Consider the following 16637-nt stretch of genomic DNA (forward strand, 5'->3'; position numbering starts at 1 on the left):
ACTGAGTAGCCGAAATGAAACGATTCATTCAGGCATTTCCTCGACGCGGAGGCACGACCTCGAAATGATCAACAGTCCCGAACCGACCATCGGACGGTCGATTACACCGCTCCTGTCATTGCGCGGGGCGGCCAAAGCATTCGGCCCGGTCATCGCCCTCGCCGACGGCGTGGTCGAGATACTCCCCGGTGAGATTCACGCCTTGGTCGGCGAGAACGGAGCGGGCAAGTCCACCCTGGTCAAGATTCTGGCGGGGCTTTACAGCCTGGACGCCGGCGAATTTCTGGTTCAGGGGAAGCCGGTGACCTTTCGCACTGTGGCCGACAGCAAGGCTGCCGGCATCTCCGTTATCTATCAGGAGCCGACGCTCTTTCCTGATCTCACAGTCGCGGAAAACATCTTTATCGGGCGACAGCCCAAGAACGCACTCGGCCTGATCAACCGGTCGGCAATGCGCAAAGAGGCTCGTGCCCTGTTCGAGCAACTCGGCGTGCGCATCGATCCGGACCGCGTCGCCGAAGGACTCTCGATCGCGGACCAACAGATCATCGAGATCGCCAAAGCGATCTCCCTCGATGCGAACGTGCTAATCATGGACGAACCGACGGCGGCACTCTCCGGCCTCGAGGTGGAACGACTCTTTCAAGTCGCACGGGCCCTGCGCGCGAACGGCGCGGGCATTCTGTTCATCTCGCACCGGTTCGACGAGGTATTCGCGCTGTGCGACCGCATCACGGTCATGCGCGATGGCGAATACATCACGACCCACCAAACCAACGAGGTGACCTCGCCCCAGATCGTGCGTGAGATGGTCGGTCGGGACATTGGCGCCCTATTCCCCAAGGTGGTCGCCGAGGTCGGAGAGACCGTGCTGAAAGTGTCTGACCTTTCGCGCACCGGAGTCTTTGCTGATATCAGCTTCGAGGTCAAGGCCGGCGAGATCGTGGCACTGGCCGGCCTGGTGGGTGCCGGTCGCACGGAGGTGGCTCGCGCCATTTTCGGTATCGACCCCTACGATCACGGCTCAGTAGAACTGCACGGCGTTCTCGTCAAACCGAACAACCCGCAGGCGGCGATCGACGCCGGCATGGGTTTTGTTCCCGAGGACCGCCGGAAGCAGGGACTCGTCATGGACCTCTCGGTGGCACGCAACGCCGCCCTCACGCTGCGCAACCGCCTGTCGCGTTTCGGCCTCATCAACGCTGCAACCGAGCGCCGCGCGGCGGAGGATTGGACGACCCGCCTGCAGGTGAAGACGAGGTCCCAGGAGTACAAGGTCTCCACCCTTTCCGGCGGCAACCAGCAGAAGGTCGTGTTGGCCAAATGGCTGGCCACCGAGCCGACGTTCCTCATCGTCGACGAACCCACGCGTGGCATCGATGTCGGCACCAAGAGTGAAGTGCACCGTCTACTGTCAGATCTCGCCGGGCGAGGCATTGCCATCCTGATGATTTCCAGCGAACTGCCCGAAGTCCTGGGCATGGCCGACCGAGTACTGGTCATGCACGAGGGTCGTCTCACCGCCCAACTCGACCGAGCGGATGCGACAGCCGAGTCGATCATGCACGCGGCAACCGCAAAACTGGAGCGCTCACTATGACCATCGGTACCTCGCCACCCGACACGGCCGGCAACGCGATGCGGCGCACCTCGAGCGGACTGGCCTCCGTGCTGCGCCTCCGGGAGCTTCCGGTCACGCTGGCCCTCATCGCCCTGGTCGCCCTGACCTATCTGGCTAATCCGCTCTTCCTCGGCCAGCAGGGCATGAAAGACCTGCTTCTGAACGCGACGATCGTCATCATCCTCGCCGTCGGGCAGGCGATGGTCATCATCACCCGCAACGTCGACTTGTCGGTGGGGTCGATCCTCGGCATCGTTGCCTTCAGCACCGGAACCCTGTTCGTGGCCGTTCCGGGTATTCCGATCGTGCTGATTTTTCTCGCGGGAATGGCTCTCGGTGCCCTGCTCGGCAGTGTCAACGGTTTTCTCGTCACCGTCGCCAAAGTACCGTCGCTCGTCATCACCCTCGGTACCCTGTACATTTACCGCGGTCTCAACAATGCGTGGGCCGGTGGTACGCAATACTTCGCCGGAGACCGGCCCGACAGCTTCGGCGCCCTGTCCGTCGACACCATCGCCGGCTTTCCCCTGATCACCCTGATCGCAATCGTCGTCGTCATCATCGTCGCAATTTTCATGGCGTCCACGCGACCCGGTCGTGATTTGTACGCCATCGGCTCCGACCCGGAAGCGGCCAAACTGTTCGGTATCCCGGTCACTCGCCGCGTGCTCCTCGCCTTTCTCAGCAACGGCGTATTAGCCGGTCTCGCCGGCGTGCTCTACGCCAGCCGGTTCAACTCGGTTGGAGCGACGACCGGAACCGGCCTCGAATTCGACATCATCGCCGCTGCCGTCGTCGGCGGCGTTGCGATCTTCGGCGGCAGCGGCACCGTTGTCGGAGCCGCCATCGGCGCGCTGCTGCTGACCACCATCACAAGCGCCCTGACCGCTATTCGTGTCGACAAATTCTGGCAGCAGGCCATTGTCGGCCTGCTCATCCTGGCCGCGATAGTCATTGATCGAATCGCGCGCATTCGAACAGCGAAGAATCTCCGACACAGTGAGGCACGCGATGTCTAATCCCCCGACCGAACTGCTCCCGACCGCGACGAACAAATCCGGAACCCGCTCGGCCGGGGCACCGACCGCCCGCGGTCGCACCGGAATCGCCCGCATTCTGCTTGGCCGCGACACGGTCATGATCTACGCGCTCGTCGTGTTCATCATCTACGCCGCGCTGTTCATTCCGCGGTTCTACAGTCCTGTCTCGACCGGCTTTCTACTCCTGGACGTAATTCCAGCCCTGCTGATCGCCCTACCGATGACGCTCATCATCATCACCGGCGAGATCGACCTTTCAGTGGCTAGCATCGCCGGTCTCACAAGCGCACTGATGGGGGTACTTTGGGCAGCTGGCTTCGATATCGGCCTTGTGCTCATCATCAGCCTGCTCGCCGGAGTGCTCGCCGGGGCTTTCAACGGTCTGCTCGTAGCGGTTCTCGGGCTGCCCTCCCTCGCTGTGACCATCGGCACCTTAGCGCTGTTTCGCGGCCTGGCGCTCGTCGTCATCGGCGACAACGCGGTGGCCAATTTTCCGCCGGCACTCACGAGCTTCTTCACCTCTAAATTGGGCGGCACCGGAATACCGACGGTCATGATCGGCGTGGTTCTGGTCGCGATCATCTTCGGCGTGGTGCTGCACCTCACTCCTTTTGGTCGTGGCCTGTTCGCCCTCGGGTGCAGCAAGGAAGCGGCCATCTTCGTGGGCATCAAGGTGGTGCGGGCCAAGTTCTGGCTTTATGTCGCGTCTGGCTCCGTCTCGGCCCTGGCCGGAATCTATTGGACCCTGCGCTATTCTAGCGCCCGCAGCGACAACGCCAGCGGCCTCGAACTCACGGTGATCGCTGCCGTGCTGCTCGGCGGAGTCTCCATCTTCGGCGGCAAGGGATCGATCCCCGGTGCCATCGCCGGAGTACTGCTGATCGGAACGATCAACTTCACGTTACGGCTGGGCCGCACCTCCGACGTGGTGCTCATCATCGTTACCGGTACCCTGCTCATCGCCTCCGTGGTGGCCCCCAGCATTATCGACGGCATCACGAAATGGCTACATACCCGGCGACACCGCCGCACTCTTCCCCAGGCATCGGCCTCGGGAGCAACCCGCGCCACAGCATCCGGCGTTCAGGAAGGGAAATGACCATGCAGTTTATTCGCCACACCAAGACGAGGCGCACTCGCCGCTTCCTCACCCTCGCAGCAGTCGCCGCGTCCGTTGCCCTCGTCGCGAGCGGCTGCGCCGCAGGCAATGATGCCGGAACCGGCACCGCCGCCGAGGGAGATCTCAGCATCACCTTCATTCCCAAGCAGCTCAACAACCCGTACACCGACGTCGTTCTCGGCGGCGGAAAGGACGGCGCGACCGCCGCCGGCTTCGCCGCGACCGAGATCGTCGGCCCGCTCGAAGCGAGTGCGAGCAGCCAGGTGTCGTTCATCAATGCTGAAACCCAAGCCGGAACCAGCGTCATCGTGATCGCTGCCAACGACCCGGATGCCGTCGGTCCGGCCCTCGAGGAAGCCCGCGCCGCCGGCGCCAAGATCGTGGCGTTCGACTCGGACACCAATCCGGACTACCGTGACGTGTTCATCAGCCAAGTCGTCGCCAAGGACGTCGCACTGATTCAGATCGAGCTACTCGCCGAGCAGATCGGCGGATCGGGAGAAATCGCGATTCTCTCGGCCACGGCCAATGCGACCAACCAGAACGAGTGGATCAAGTTCATCGAGGAGGAGCTCGCTTCCAACCCGGAGTACGCGGAAATCTCCCTCGTTGCCAAGGTCTACGGTGATGACGACGACACCAAGTCGTTCCAGGAGGCTCAGGGTCTGCTGCAGGCCTACCCGAACCTCAAGGGCATCATCTCACCGACCACGGTCGGCATCGCGGCCACGGCACGCTATCTCTCCACCTCGAACTACAAGGGCACCGTCGCGTTGACCGGGCTCGGGCTACCCAATGAAATGCGCCCGTTCGTCAAGGACGGCACCGTCACCGCGTTCGCCCTCTGGGACCCGGCACAGCTCGGTTACGTCGCCGCGTTCGCCGGCAAGGCTCTCGCCGACGGAACCATCACCGGAGCCGAGGGCGACACCTTCAAAGCCGGCGACCTCGGTGAGCGCGAGGTGGGTGCCGACGGGATCGTCATCGTCGGCCCGCCGACCACGTTCAACGCCGACAACATTGATGACTACGACTTCTAAGTAGTCCTCGCAGGCAGCGGATGCTGTGGGACGGATGCTGCGGCATCCGTTCCACAGCCCTCGACCGCCCAACTTCACGAATTTCAGAGGCAGGAGTGCTACATGACGAACACGACGACGTCGAACGCCGCTACGGTGACCGGTGGGCGCGCCCTGCCGACCGGCCTACTCGAGCCCAAAACACGTCGCAGCACCCGAATCGGCCTGGTCTCCGGCGGACTTGGCGCCTACTGGCCGCAATTCCCCGACCTTCTCCCCCTGTTACAGAACTCCGCGCGGTATGTCACCGATCGGTTCAAGGCTCTCGACGCCGACGTGATCGATGCCGGATTCATCTCCGACGCCCAAGATGCTAAGATGGCCGCCGAGAAGTTGCGGGTCGCGGACTGCGACCTCATCGTGGTCTTTCTTGCCACCTACCTCACCTCGTCGATGGTGCTGCCGATTGCTCAGAAGTCGCACACCCCGGTGCTGGTCATCGATCTGCAGCCGACCGAAGCGATGGACCATGCCACCTTCGATACCGGCCAGTGGCTCGCGTACTGCGGCCAATGTCCTGTTCCCGAGGTCGCCAACGTATTTCGGCGGGCCGGGATTCCGTTTCGTTCGGTATCGGGATACCTGCGGCAGGAGCGCGCCTGGGATCGCATTATTCAATGGGTGCACGCGGCCGGTGTCCGAGCGACGCTGCGCACTGCCCGCCACGGTCTCATGGGTCACGTCTACCCCGGCATGCTCGATGTCTCGACCGATCTCACCAGCGTTTCGACCACGTTCGGCTCCCACGTCGAGGTGCTCGAGTTCGACGATCTGCGTGTGCGGGTCGACGAGGTGACGGATGCCGCGGTGCGGGAACGCATGCACCTCGCGTCGCAACTGTTTCAGGTCGACGATTCGGTCCAACAGGAGGACTTCGCCTGGGGCGCCAAGGTTTCGGTCGGGCTGGACCGGTTGGTGGCAGACTTCGACCTCGATTCGGTCGCCTACTACCATCGAGGCCTGGCCGGCGAACAGCACGAACGGCTCGGCGCCGGCATGATTCTTGGATCGTCGCTGCTCACCGCCCGCGGAATTCCGATGGCGGGTGAATACGAGCTGCGCACCTCGATCGCGATGCTGGCCAGCCAAGCCATCGGAGCCGGCGGGTCATTTACCGAAATTCAGGCGCTCAACTTCTTCGACAATGTCGTGGAGATGGGGCACGACGGACCCGCCCACCTCGCCGTGAGCGCACGGGAGCCCCTACTGCGCGGGCTCGGCGTCTACCACGGCAAACGCGGCTGGGGCGTGTCGGTAGAGTTCGATGTGCAGCCCGGACCGGTAACGACCTTCGGTGTCGGACAAAACCCCGATGGGCGCTACGTCTTCGTTACCTCGGAGGGCACGGTCGTGCCCGGTCCGCTGCTCGCGATCGGCAACACGACCTCCCGTGTCGACTTCGGCGGCGATCCGGGTCGCTGGGTTGACGAGTGGAGCCAAACCGGCATCGGCCACCACTGGGCACTTAGCCTCGGCCACCGGGCCGCCGACATCAAGGCTGCCGCGAGCCTGCTGGGAATCGAGCACCGCCATGTCGCGCTCGTCTAGCGCCTGAACCGCGCGCCGGAAGCGGGCTCCGCTCGATCCGGTCTTGCCATCCGGCATCTTACGCTCCATTATTGAAACGATTCATTTACTCCTGGAGGAGTCACCGATGACGAACACCGCCGCACGCCGCGTGTGCTTTGCGTTACAGGTCAAGCCGGAACGCATCGACGAGTATCGCAAGCGCCACGCGGCAGTCTGGCCCGAAATGCTCCGGGCGCTCAAAACCACCGGCTGGAAGAACTACTCGCTGTTTCTTCGGCAGGACGGACTACTGATCGGCTATTTCGAAACGGCGGATCTGGCATCCGCTCAGGCTGGCATGGCGGCAACCGCCGTCAACGCGCGCTGGCAGGCCGAGATGAGTGAATTTTTCGTCGCACTCAACGGCTCCCCCGACACCGGGTTTCAGCAAGTGACCGAAGTCTTTCACCTCGAAGACCAGCTCGACGCCCTCACCACAACCGTTACAGAAAGAAGTACCTCGTGACCATCAGTGCTGCCGTAATCACCCAACTCGAGGCGCAGGCCATCGAGCTGCCCTCCTGGGCGTTCGGTAATTCCGGAACCAGGTTCAAGGTGTTCGGAACGCCCGGTACCCCGCGCACCATCCAGGAGAAGATCTGCGACGCGGCGCAGGTCAATGCATACACCGGCCTGGCGCCAAAGGTGGCGCTGCACATTCCCTGGGACAAGGTCGACGATTACGCCGCCCTGCGCGCGTTCGCGGCCGACCAGGGTCTCGTGCTCGGCACCGTCAACTCGAACACGTTTCAGGACGATGCCTACAAGTTCGGCAGCCTGACCCACACCGACGCGGCGACACGACAGAAGGCCATCGACCACCACTTCGAGTGCATCGAGATTATGCACCAGACCGGCGGGACCGACCTTAAGATCTGGCTCGCCGACGGCACCAACTACCCCGGCCAGGGCGATATTCGCGGCCGCCAGGACCGCCTCGCCGAGTCCCTCGCCGCCATCTACGCCCGCCTCGGCGATGAGCACCGGCTTGTGCTCGAGTACAAATTCTTCGAGCCCGCTTTCTACCACACCGACGTTCCTGACTGGGGAACCAGCTACGCGCAGGTCGCCGCGCTCGGCGATAAGGCCAGCGTCTGCCTCGACACCGGTCACCACGCTCCCGGCACCAACATCGAATTCATCGTCGCCCAGCTGCTGCGCCTCGGCAAGCTCGGCTCCTTCGACTTCAACTCGCGGTTCTACGCCGACGACGACCTCATCGTCGGCGCGGCCGACCCGTTCCAGCTGTTCCGCATTCTGTACGAGGTCATTCGGGGCGGCGGCTACGGCCCGGAGTCGACGGTGGCGTTCATGCTCGACCAATGCCACAACGTAGAAGACAAGATTCCCGGGCAGATTCGCTCAGTGCTGAACGTGCAGGAGATGACCGCCCGCGCGCTGCTCGTCGACCGGGACGCGCTCACCCTCGCGCAGAACAGCGGCGACGTGCTCGGCGCCAACGGCATTCTGATGGACGCCTTCTACACCGACGTGCGCCCCGGCCTCGCTGCCTGGCGGGAGAGCCGGGGACTGGCCGGCGACCCGATTACCGCCTACGCCGCCTCCGCCTACCAGGCGAAAATCGCCGCCGAACGGGTCGGCGGCAGCCAGGCCGGCTGGGGCGCGTAGCCCGCCCCGGTCTCCGGGCAATAGTTGCGGCTGTCTGCACGAGCAACAGTTGCCGGCAGCTGCAGGATCTACCCGACCGTTTCGCATCCGTTTGACCGTAGTTAGGAAGAATGCCATGACCAACCCCCACGCAGCAGCACTGATCGCCCGGTCGAATCGCCTCGGCGCCGATCCAAAGAACACGAACTACGCCGGCGGCAACACCTCGGCCAAGGGCACGGAGACCGACCCGGTCACCGGTAAGGCCGTGGAACTGTTGTGGGTGAAAGGCTCCGGCGGAGACCTCGGCACGCTCACCGAGAAGGGACTCGCGGTACTCCGCCTGGACCGGCTGCTGGCGCTGAAGAACGTCTACCCCGGCCTCGACCGTGAAGACGAGATGGTCGCCGCGTTCGACTACACCCTGCACGGCAAGGGCGGCGCTGCGCCGTCGATCGACACCGCCATGCACGCCCTCGTCGACGCGGCGCACGTCGACCACCTGCACCCCGACAGCGGCATCGCCATTGCGACCTCCGCCGACGGCGAAGCGCTCACGCAGACGATCTTCGGCGACAGAGTGGCCTGGGTCGACTGGCGTCGCCCCGGCTTTCAGCTCGGACTCGACATTTCCGCGATCAAGGAGGCCAATCCGCAGGCCGTCGGCTGCATTCTCGGCGGTCACGGCATCACGGCCTGGGGAGACACGAGCGAGGCTACCGAGGCGAACTCGCTCTGGATCATCGACACCGCCGCCTCTTATATAGAGGAGCACTCGCGGCCGGAGCCGTTCGGGCCGCTACTCGACGGATTTTCCGCGTTGGAGCCGGCCGAGCGCCGCTCGCGCGCTGCCGCTCTCGCGCCGACGATTCGCGGGCTGGTCTCCACCGACACCCCCAAGGTCGGGCACTTCACCGATGCCCCCGAGGTGCTCGACTTTCTCGCCCGCGCCGAGCACCCGCGGCTGGCCGCCCTCGGAACCAGCTGCCCGGACCATTTCCTCCGCACCAAAGTTAAGCCGATGCTGCTGGACCTGCCGAGCGGGGCATCCGTTGAAGAATCGCTCGCTCGCCTGGTGACCCTGCACGAGGAATATCGCGCAGATTATCAGGCCTACTACGACCGCAACAAGACGGCCGAGTCACCCGCGATTCGCGGCGCCGACCCGCTCGTCGTGCTTATTCCCGGCGTTGGCATGTTCAGCTATGGCGCGAACATGCAAACCGCCCGCGTCGCGAGCGAGTTCTACATCAACGCCATCAATGTGATGCGGGGCGCAGAGGGACTCTCCAGCTACGCCCCGATCAATGAGGCCGAGAAGTTCCGCATCGAGTACTGGGCGCTCGAAGAAGCCAAATTGCAGCGGATGCCCGCCGCCAAGCCGCTCGCCACCCGCGTCGCGCTCGTCACCGGCGCTTCCTCCGGCATCGGCAAGGCTATCGCCACCCGCCTGGCCGCCGAGGGCGCCTGCGTCGTCATCGCCGACCTCGACCTGGCCAAGGCGCGGGCCGTGGCCGCCGAGATCGGCAGCACGGACGTCGCCATCGGCGTGCAGGCCAACGTCACCGACGAAGAGCAGGTGCAGGCCGGCGTCGACGCCGCCGTACTCGCCTTCGGCGGGCTCGACCTGGTTGTGAACAATGCTGGGCTATCGCTGTCGAAGTCGCTGCTCGAGACCACCGTCGCCGACTGGGACCTGCAGCACAATGTGATGGCCAAGGGCTCCTTTCTGGTGTCGCGCGCGGCGGCCCGGGTACTGATCGACCAGAAGCTCGGCGGTGACATCATCTACATCTCCTCGAAGAACTCGGTCTTCGCCGGCCCAAACAACATCGCCTACTCGGCGACGAAGGCCGACCAAGCCCACCAAGTGCGGCTGCTCGCGGCCGAGCTCGGTGAATACGGCGTGAAGGTCAACGGCATCAACCCCGACGGCGTCGTGCGCGGCTCGGGCATCTTCGCCGGCGGCTGGGGCGCCAAGCGCGCCGCGGTATACGGTGTCGACGAGCAGGACCTCGGCAAGTACTACGCCCAGCGCACGCTGCTCAAGCGTGAGGTGCTGCCGGAGAACGTCGCCAACGCCGTGTTCGTGCTTTGCACGAGCGACCTGAGCCACACAACCGGGCTGCATATTCCCGTCGACGCCGGTGTGGCCGCCGCGTTCTTGCGCTGATGGAAATGGCCATGTTCGCCGGGAACTGCGCCCGATATAAACAAGAGCGGTCGTTCTGCAAGGCAATCATGTTCCTTGCGACCGCTCTCGGTAAGGAACGTGGCGCATGAACGCCGGCACGGTCGCGGCGATTGACCTCGGCGCGTCAAGCGGGCGGGTCATTCTCGGTCATGTCGGACACAACGAACTGAACATCCGCTCGGTGGCGAGGTTCGTGAACACCCCTGTGCGCACGATCGACGGGCTGCACTGGAGCATTCTCGACCTTTATCGCGGCGCCGTCAGCGGCCTGCGTTCGGCCGTACGCGATGAACCAGAGTTGCTCGGTGTAGCCGTGGATTCATGGGCGGTCGACTACGCGCTGCTGCGCGGGCAGCGGATGCTCGGCAACCCATTTCACTACCGCGACACCCGCACCGCGGCAGGGGTGACCACCGTGCATGCGATCGCCCCACCGACTGAGCTCTACGGACGCAACGGCTTGCAATTCCTCCCCTTTAATACGCTGTACCAGCTGGCCGCCGACCAACTCGACGGCGCGGTCGACGACGCCGATTCGATGCTTCTTATTCCAGATTTGATCACGTATTGGCTGAGCGGTGAGAAGATCGCGGAGCGCACGAACGCCTCGACGACGGGGCTGGTCGATGTTGCGGGCGGAGAATGGGACGACGAGCTGATCGACCGGCTCGGGCTGCCGCGCGGGCTGTTTCCGCGGTTGGTCGATGCGGGAAACCGGGTGGGTTCGGTGCTTCCCGAGGTACTGGCCGAGATCGGAACCGGCCACAGCATCGACGTGATGACCGTCGGGTCGCACGATACGGCATCCGCTGTGGTGGCTGTGCCGATGATCTCGGGTAATGCCGCCTATATTTCGTCGGGGACCTGGTCGCTCGTCGGTGTTGAACTAGCCGGACCGGTGCTCACCGAGACGAGCCGGGCGGCGAATTTCACCAACGAGGGCGGTGTCGACGAACGGGTGCGCTACCTGCGCAACGTCATGGGTTTGTGGTTGCTGAGCGAATCGCTGCGCACCTGGGAGCTGGCCGGGCAGACCTTCGATCTGCCCGGCCTGCTGGCCCAGGCCAGCGCGTGGAGGGGGCCGGTCATCGTGTTCGATGTGGATGATCCGCGCTTTCTCCCGCCGGGCGACATGCCGAGCCGCATTCGCGACTATTGCCGGGAGCACGACTTGCGCGAGCCGGCGACGCCCGTCGAGCTCGTGCGCAGCATCGTCGAAAGCCTCGCGGATGCCTACGCGCACACGCTGCGGGTCGCCGCCGAACTCTCGGGAACCAGCATCGACACCGTGCACATCGTCGGCGGCGGCTCTCAAAACGAACTGCTTTGCCAGCTCACCGCCGATCGCACGGGGCTGCCCGTGCTGGCCGGTCCGGTTGAGGCGACGGCGATTGGCAACGTGTTGGTGCAGGCGCGCGCGCAGGGCCTGGTCACCGGAAGCCTCGAAAGCCTGCGCGCCCTCGTCGCCCGGGCGTTCGCGCCGAGGCGCTACGTCCCGCGCGCCTGAAAAACACACGCTACGGACACGAATTGGTACACGATCTGAGAGCCTGGGCAGTCCGCCGACTCCAAGAGGCCAGACAACGTTGTGCAACGCTAGCGGCCATCATTAACCCACCTGAATCAACCGTGACCGACCGAACATAGACGCGTACACTCGGAAGCAGTGAACCACCCGGTTCCCTGCAAACACAAGGGAATCCACGAGTTCCCGAGACTTTCGTTGACACCCAGAACCGCCCTGATTCTGCAAGGGGTCGCGTGTTCGAATCACGTCAGCCCGACAGAACGAAAAAGTCCTGGTAGATCGCAAGATTTGCCAGGACTTTTTGGTGTCCATTTGATTTGCCGGTTGACTTGCCCATTTCTCGGGCGTGACGTAACACTGAGCCTCAATCCGACATCGACAGTCCGACAACCGACACGCTGAATCGACCGGCGCCTGCCCTGCGCCAGAAAAATCTATTTGCGAGAGACAACGGGTGAGAGTACCCGAAACGATCGTCGTAAACGATACCCGTACGGTCGCCCGCCGGGTGCGGTTGTGAAGCTGCCAGTCCTGCCTCACTGCGCGTGCCACGCCGCGCGCACTGAGCCTCGGCCCCGCGCGCTGGCGTGAGGATCAACCAGGGACAACCTATCGTCGCCAAGAAGATCGGCCACGACCTAGCACGTACGAACTACGAAGTTGACCGAGCCCAGCGCTCAGTTCCCAGCGCCGAACCAGGTGTCGCACAGAATGCCATTGCCCGCGAGGTGGAAGCTGCTCGCGCCGGCGCATCCGTCCTCGGGTTGTGAGATCGGCGATGGCAGAGTCCTTGGTCCAGTGGGCGTCTGGCGATCACGATGAGTCGCTCGGACAGAATTCATTGGACGACCTCGACGGGCCGCTCACCGCGGAGCCGCCGCATCCGATCAATTAAAACCTCCTCAGCGCCGACGAAGCCGAGGCCGAAAGGATCGAACTCAACCGCTGGGTGAACTGGCTGCGGCGCACCTACGGGCTGCCGGCATCCGTCGTGCCGCCGTTCTGGCATCGGCACCCCGAACTCGTCTCGGAACTCTCCGCACTGCACCTGCACTGGCTCGGCGCCTACGACCCCGATCAGCACGGCTCGGCCCCGTTCGGATGGCATCGTGACTTCGCGGATGCCCGCCAGTGGTTTCGCGACTGGGTGGACGCGGCTGGAGCGTGATCGGCCGACGCGCCAGACGGCTTGGCCGGCCGAACCGCCTGCGAAGGCAGTCGATGACGACGTCAGCGACCGCGACGAGAACGTGGCGCGGAGGCGGGATTCCGAGGCTGCGTTCTATACTTGCGGGAAATATCAATGGTCACCGGAATGCCTAACCAAACGTGATGGCGAATCGTGGCTTGCCCCTCGGTATCTAATCATGTGACTCCCCGCAATGTCACGAACATGTATGGTCGGCTAGCATTCTGATCGGTCCTGCGTAGGCACGTTCCAGCGAAAAACATCATCTCGAAAAGAGGCATCACCCATTTCTTCTCCGGAACGCGTGAATCCTGTTTGACTGCCTTTTTTTATTGAACCGCGGAAATGTACTCCTGGGGTGCGTCGCGCTGGGTCAGCTCGAGAACCACATGTTGGCCTATAGAATCCCGGGAGCACTTCTCGCTGGCCACCTTGAAGGCGCGGGGCGGGACCGTCAGTCGCGGGCGAGGCTCAGCAGGGTGTCGAGCAGCACATTCGCGCCGTTCTCCACGTCGATCCACGCAGTGTTCTCCTCGGGGCAGTGGCTGCGTCCGTCGATACTCGGCACGAAGATCATGCCCGTCGGCGCCAGCTGAGCCATGTTTTGCGAGTCATGGCCAGCCCCGGACGGCAGCGAGCTGTACAACAACTCACGCGCGGCGGCCGCGGCCTCGATGGTCGCCTGAATGCTGGCGTCGAGCCGAACCGGCGGGATCGTGACCTCAAAATCGAACTCCACTTGCACCCCGTAGCGCAGCGCAATCTCCCGGGCCACATCCACGATGGTCGTTTGCAGGGCGTCAACCAGATCCGTCTCCGCTTCCCGAAAATCCACCGTAACCCGGGCCAGCCCTGGGATCACGTTGGCGCTTCCCGGCTCGACCGTCACGATTCCCGAGGTGACGACGGCACGCTCGCTAACGCTTGAGGCCACTTCGGGCAACGCCACGAGCAGCGCGCCGGCGGCAGTGAGGGCGTCGCGGCGCTGGTTCATCGGGGTGGTGCCGGCATGGTCGGCCCGGCCTCGGAACGACACCACACCGCCGCCGAGCGCCACGATGCCGGTGACCACGCCGATGTCGTGCCCGAGCTGCTCGAGCGTCGGTCCCTGCTCGATGTGCAACTCCACCGTGGCGTGCAGCGTAGCGGGGTCCAGCTTGGTCGCCGTGGCCGCATCGAGGTCTCCGCCGGTGGCCGCGAAGGTGTCAGCGAACCGGTCGCCGTCTCGACCGGTGAGCGACTCCAGCTCGGTGCGGGAAAATCCTCGTGCGAGTGCGCTCGACCCGAACAGATGGGCGTAGTTGCCCTCCTCGTCGGTGAACATGACCGCCCGCACCGGCCGGTCTAGGGCTGGGCGTTCCTCTTGAATGCGGCGCAGGCATTCCAGCGCGGCGAGCACACCGAGCGCCCCGTCGAATGCGCCCCCGTTTGGCACGGTGTCGATGTGCGACCCGGACCACACAGCGGGCTGGGCCGCAGTCCGGGCATCGTAGTCGGGCGATACGACGATGTTCCCGATGCCGTCCACTTCCGCCCTGAGACCGGCTTCGGCGCAGCGCCCGAGCAGCCATGCGCGAGCCTTGCCATCCGCTGCCGAGAAGGAAGTGCGATCCAGGCCGCCGCCCGGCCCGCATCCGATGCTGCCGAGTGCTTTGAGGTCAGCGACCAGTCGGGGTCCGTTGACCGAGAGTCGGGCTGTTGCGGTGCTCATGCGGTGCCGCCCGGCGTGCCGACCCGCGACAGTATGGCGGTGAGGGCGGCGGTGAGCCCGGCTGCCAAGGCCGGCTCGGAGTCGGGGGCGAAATGTGGGGAGTGGTTGCCGGCGACGGATTCGGTTGCGTCGATGGTTTGCTGGGAATAGCCGCCGAACATCCAATACACCGAGGGTACGCCGATGGCCTCGGCAAGCAGTCCGAAGTCCTCACTTCCCATCACTGGCGGAACCTCTTTTACGCCGTTCGCTCCGAGGGCGCCGCTGAGCGCAGCAATCAGTTGTTGGGTTGCCGCCGGGTCGTTGTAGCAGCGGGGGAATGTGGAGAGCACCTCGATCATCGGATCGGGGGCTCCGGATGCTTGTGCTTCGGCCGCGATGATGCGGCGCAGCGAATCCAGTACGCGGGTCCGCACTTCGACGTCAAAAGTGCGCACGTTTACAGTGAACTCGGCAGTGGCGGGGATGATGTTTTCCTTGAGTCCGCCGTGGAAGGTGCCGACCGTGACCACAGCGGCCTTCATCGGGTGCACCTCTCGCGACACGACGGTCTGTAGACGCACGACCATGTGAGCGCCGATCACGATCGGGTCGATCGACTGATCGGGCTGGGAGCCGTGGGCCTGACGGCCGTGCACGGTCACCTTCCAGGAATCAGCCATCGCCATCGCCACGCCGCTGCTGATGTCCACGGTGCCAGCGAGGCCGGGCCATACGTGCTGGCCGAAGACGATCTCGGGGCGGGGGGCGCGGTCCCACAGCCCGTCGGCGAGCATGGCTACCGCTCCCGCCCCGGTCTCTTCCCCGGGTTGGAAGATGAACACCACGGTGCCTGCCCAAGCGGACGGGTGGGTGACGAGGTGCTCGGCCAGTGTCAACGCGACTGTCATGTGAGTGTCGTGGCCACACCCGTGCATCGCAGGCACGTCGGTGCCGTCGGCCAGGGTGCCGCGGGCGGTGCTCGCGTAGTCGAGTTCGGTCTCTTCCTGGATAGGCAGGCCGTCGATGTCGGCGCGGTAGGCGACCGTGGGACCGGCGCCGTTGCGCAGGATACCGACGACGCCGGTCCCGCCGCAGCGGAAGGTCTCGAGCCCGAGATCATCAAGGCGCCGGGTGAGGAACGCACAGGTCTCGGTCTCCTGCATGGACAGTTCCGGATGCGCGTGCAGGTGCCGGTACAGCTCCTGCATCGTGCGGGTCGTGGTGTCATCAGTCGGAAGTAGGGTCACGGTCATGAGATCTCTTTCGTGGAGTCGGAACGGGGCTTGCTGCGAAGGAACCAGGCCAGCACGGCGGTGGTGACGACGGTAATTCCGGTGGCGAGGTTTGCGACGCTGGGGACGGCGGGCACGAGCACGAAGAAGACGAACGCGGCTGTGCCGATGGCGATAAGCGTGACGCGAGGTTGTTTCAATGACACCACGAGCTGCACGATGACCCCGCCGATGATGCTGGGGAAGATGTACAGGCGCGCGACGTCGGTGACGTCGGCTGGCACGATGTTGACCAGCCAGGAGCCGAATAGACCGACGAACACCAGCATGAAGAACACGTGCACCATCGCGGCGCCGCAGATGGCCATCAGGGCTGAGAATTCGCCGCGCTTGGTGCCAGCCTTAGCGCCGATGGCCGCTTGGGCGACCAGTGCAGAGGGGAGCAGCTTGTTGGCGATGTTGCCGATCATGAACGCCTGGTACATTGCCGCGGGACCAAGGATCGGGTAGTAGGTGATCGGTTCGACCACCCACAGCACCGAGAACACGGCGGCAACGGCGAGGAACGCGATCCAGACCTGTGTCTGCGTGATGCCAAGGTCGGCGAAAAGCACCAGGTAGAGCGGCGCGGCGAGTGACATGACCAGTGCGGCGATCATGGTGGACCGACCCCAGCGGCTCGTTGTGCGGTCGAAGGTCGCCAAATCGGCGGACGGCGTGGTGATCACTGTTGTGGAGGACATGCTGGCCTTTCTCGATGTTGG

At 64.3% G+C, this 16637-nt stretch carries 12 protein-coding genes and 1 pseudogene; 10 read left to right on the plus strand and 3 right to left on the minus strand.

Going from position 1 to position 16637, the window contains the following annotated elements:
- Positions 1-64 precede the first annotated feature (64 nt).
- The 10 genes and pseudogenes from E3T31_RS05435 to E3T31_RS05480 all read left to right on the plus strand — a co-directional run bounded on the left by E3T31_RS05435 (position 65) and on the right by E3T31_RS05480 (position 13132).
- A complete protein-coding gene (locus E3T31_RS05435) occupies positions 65-1600 on the plus strand; it encodes a sugar ABC transporter ATP-binding protein (protein WP_134467829.1) in 1536 nt (511 codons plus the stop codon).
- Complete coding sequence (locus tag E3T31_RS05440; RefSeq protein ID WP_198416979.1) at positions 1597-2640, plus strand: ABC transporter permease; 1044 nt, start codon at positions 1597-1599, stop codon at positions 2638-2640. The genes E3T31_RS05435 and E3T31_RS05440 overlap by 4 nt, the downstream gene beginning before the upstream one ends.
- On the plus strand, positions 2633-3760 hold the full coding sequence (locus tag E3T31_RS05445) for an ABC transporter permease (protein WP_134467830.1): 1128 nt from the start codon (positions 2633-2635) through the stop codon (positions 3758-3760). Before E3T31_RS05440 ends, E3T31_RS05445 begins: the two co-directional genes overlap by 8 nt.
- A gap of 2 nt (positions 3761-3762) precedes the next feature.
- Entirely contained in the window at positions 3763-4821 is a 1059-nt protein-coding gene (rhaS, locus tag E3T31_RS05450; RefSeq protein WP_134467831.1) for a rhamnose ABC transporter substrate-binding protein, read from the plus strand.
- A 102-nt stretch (positions 4822-4923) separates the two neighbouring features.
- Positions 4924-6408, plus strand: a complete 1485-nt coding sequence (locus E3T31_RS05455) for an L-fucose/L-arabinose isomerase family protein (protein ID WP_134467832.1) — start codon at positions 4924-4926, stop codon at positions 6406-6408.
- 106 nt (positions 6409-6514) lie between these two features.
- Entirely contained in the window at positions 6515-6895 is a 381-nt protein-coding gene (locus E3T31_RS05460) for an L-rhamnose mutarotase (protein ID WP_134467833.1), read from the plus strand.
- Positions 6892-8058, plus strand: coding sequence for an L-rhamnose isomerase (gene rhaI / locus E3T31_RS05465; RefSeq protein ID WP_166788393.1), 1167 nt, complete (start codon positions 6892-6894; stop codon positions 8056-8058). The genes E3T31_RS05460 and rhaI overlap by 4 nt, the downstream gene beginning before the upstream one ends.
- Positions 8059-8173: 115 nt before the next feature.
- Positions 8174-10210, plus strand: a complete 2037-nt coding sequence (locus E3T31_RS05470) for a bifunctional aldolase/short-chain dehydrogenase (RefSeq protein ID WP_134467834.1) — start codon at positions 8174-8176, stop codon at positions 10208-10210.
- A gap of 106 nt (positions 10211-10316) precedes the next feature.
- Positions 10317-11738, plus strand: coding sequence for a rhamnulokinase family protein (locus E3T31_RS05475; protein ID WP_134467835.1), 1422 nt, complete (start codon positions 10317-10319; stop codon positions 11736-11738).
- A 799-nt stretch (positions 11739-12537) separates the two neighbouring features.
- Positions 12538-13132 (plus strand): annotated as a pseudogene (locus E3T31_RS05480) (hypothetical protein).
- Between the two features lie 270 nt (positions 13133-13402).
- Here E3T31_RS05480 and E3T31_RS05485 read toward each other — a convergent pair.
- From E3T31_RS05485 to E3T31_RS05495, 3 genes are read right to left on the minus strand one after another with little or no spacing between them, the layout of a single operon-like run.
- Positions 13403-14659 carry a Zn-dependent hydrolase gene (locus E3T31_RS05485; RefSeq protein ID WP_134467836.1) on the minus strand — a complete coding sequence of 419 codons (1257 nt, stop codon included), beginning with the start codon at positions 14657-14659 and terminating at the stop codon, positions 13403-13405.
- On the minus strand, positions 14656-15894 hold the full coding sequence (locus tag E3T31_RS05490) for an amidohydrolase (RefSeq protein ID WP_134467837.1): 1239 nt from the start codon (positions 15892-15894) through the stop codon (positions 14656-14658). The genes E3T31_RS05485 and E3T31_RS05490 overlap by 4 nt, the downstream gene beginning before the upstream one ends.
- Entirely contained in the window at positions 15891-16616 is a 726-nt protein-coding gene (locus tag E3T31_RS05495; RefSeq protein WP_092451418.1) for a hypothetical protein, read from the minus strand. The genes E3T31_RS05490 and E3T31_RS05495 overlap by 4 nt, the downstream gene beginning before the upstream one ends.
- Positions 16617-16637: the final 21 nt, after the last annotated feature.

Source organism: Cryobacterium sp. TMS1-13-1 (assembly GCF_004403125.1).
GTDB classification, from domain to species: domain Bacteria; phylum Actinomycetota; class Actinomycetes; order Actinomycetales; family Microbacteriaceae; genus Cryobacterium; species Cryobacterium levicorallinum.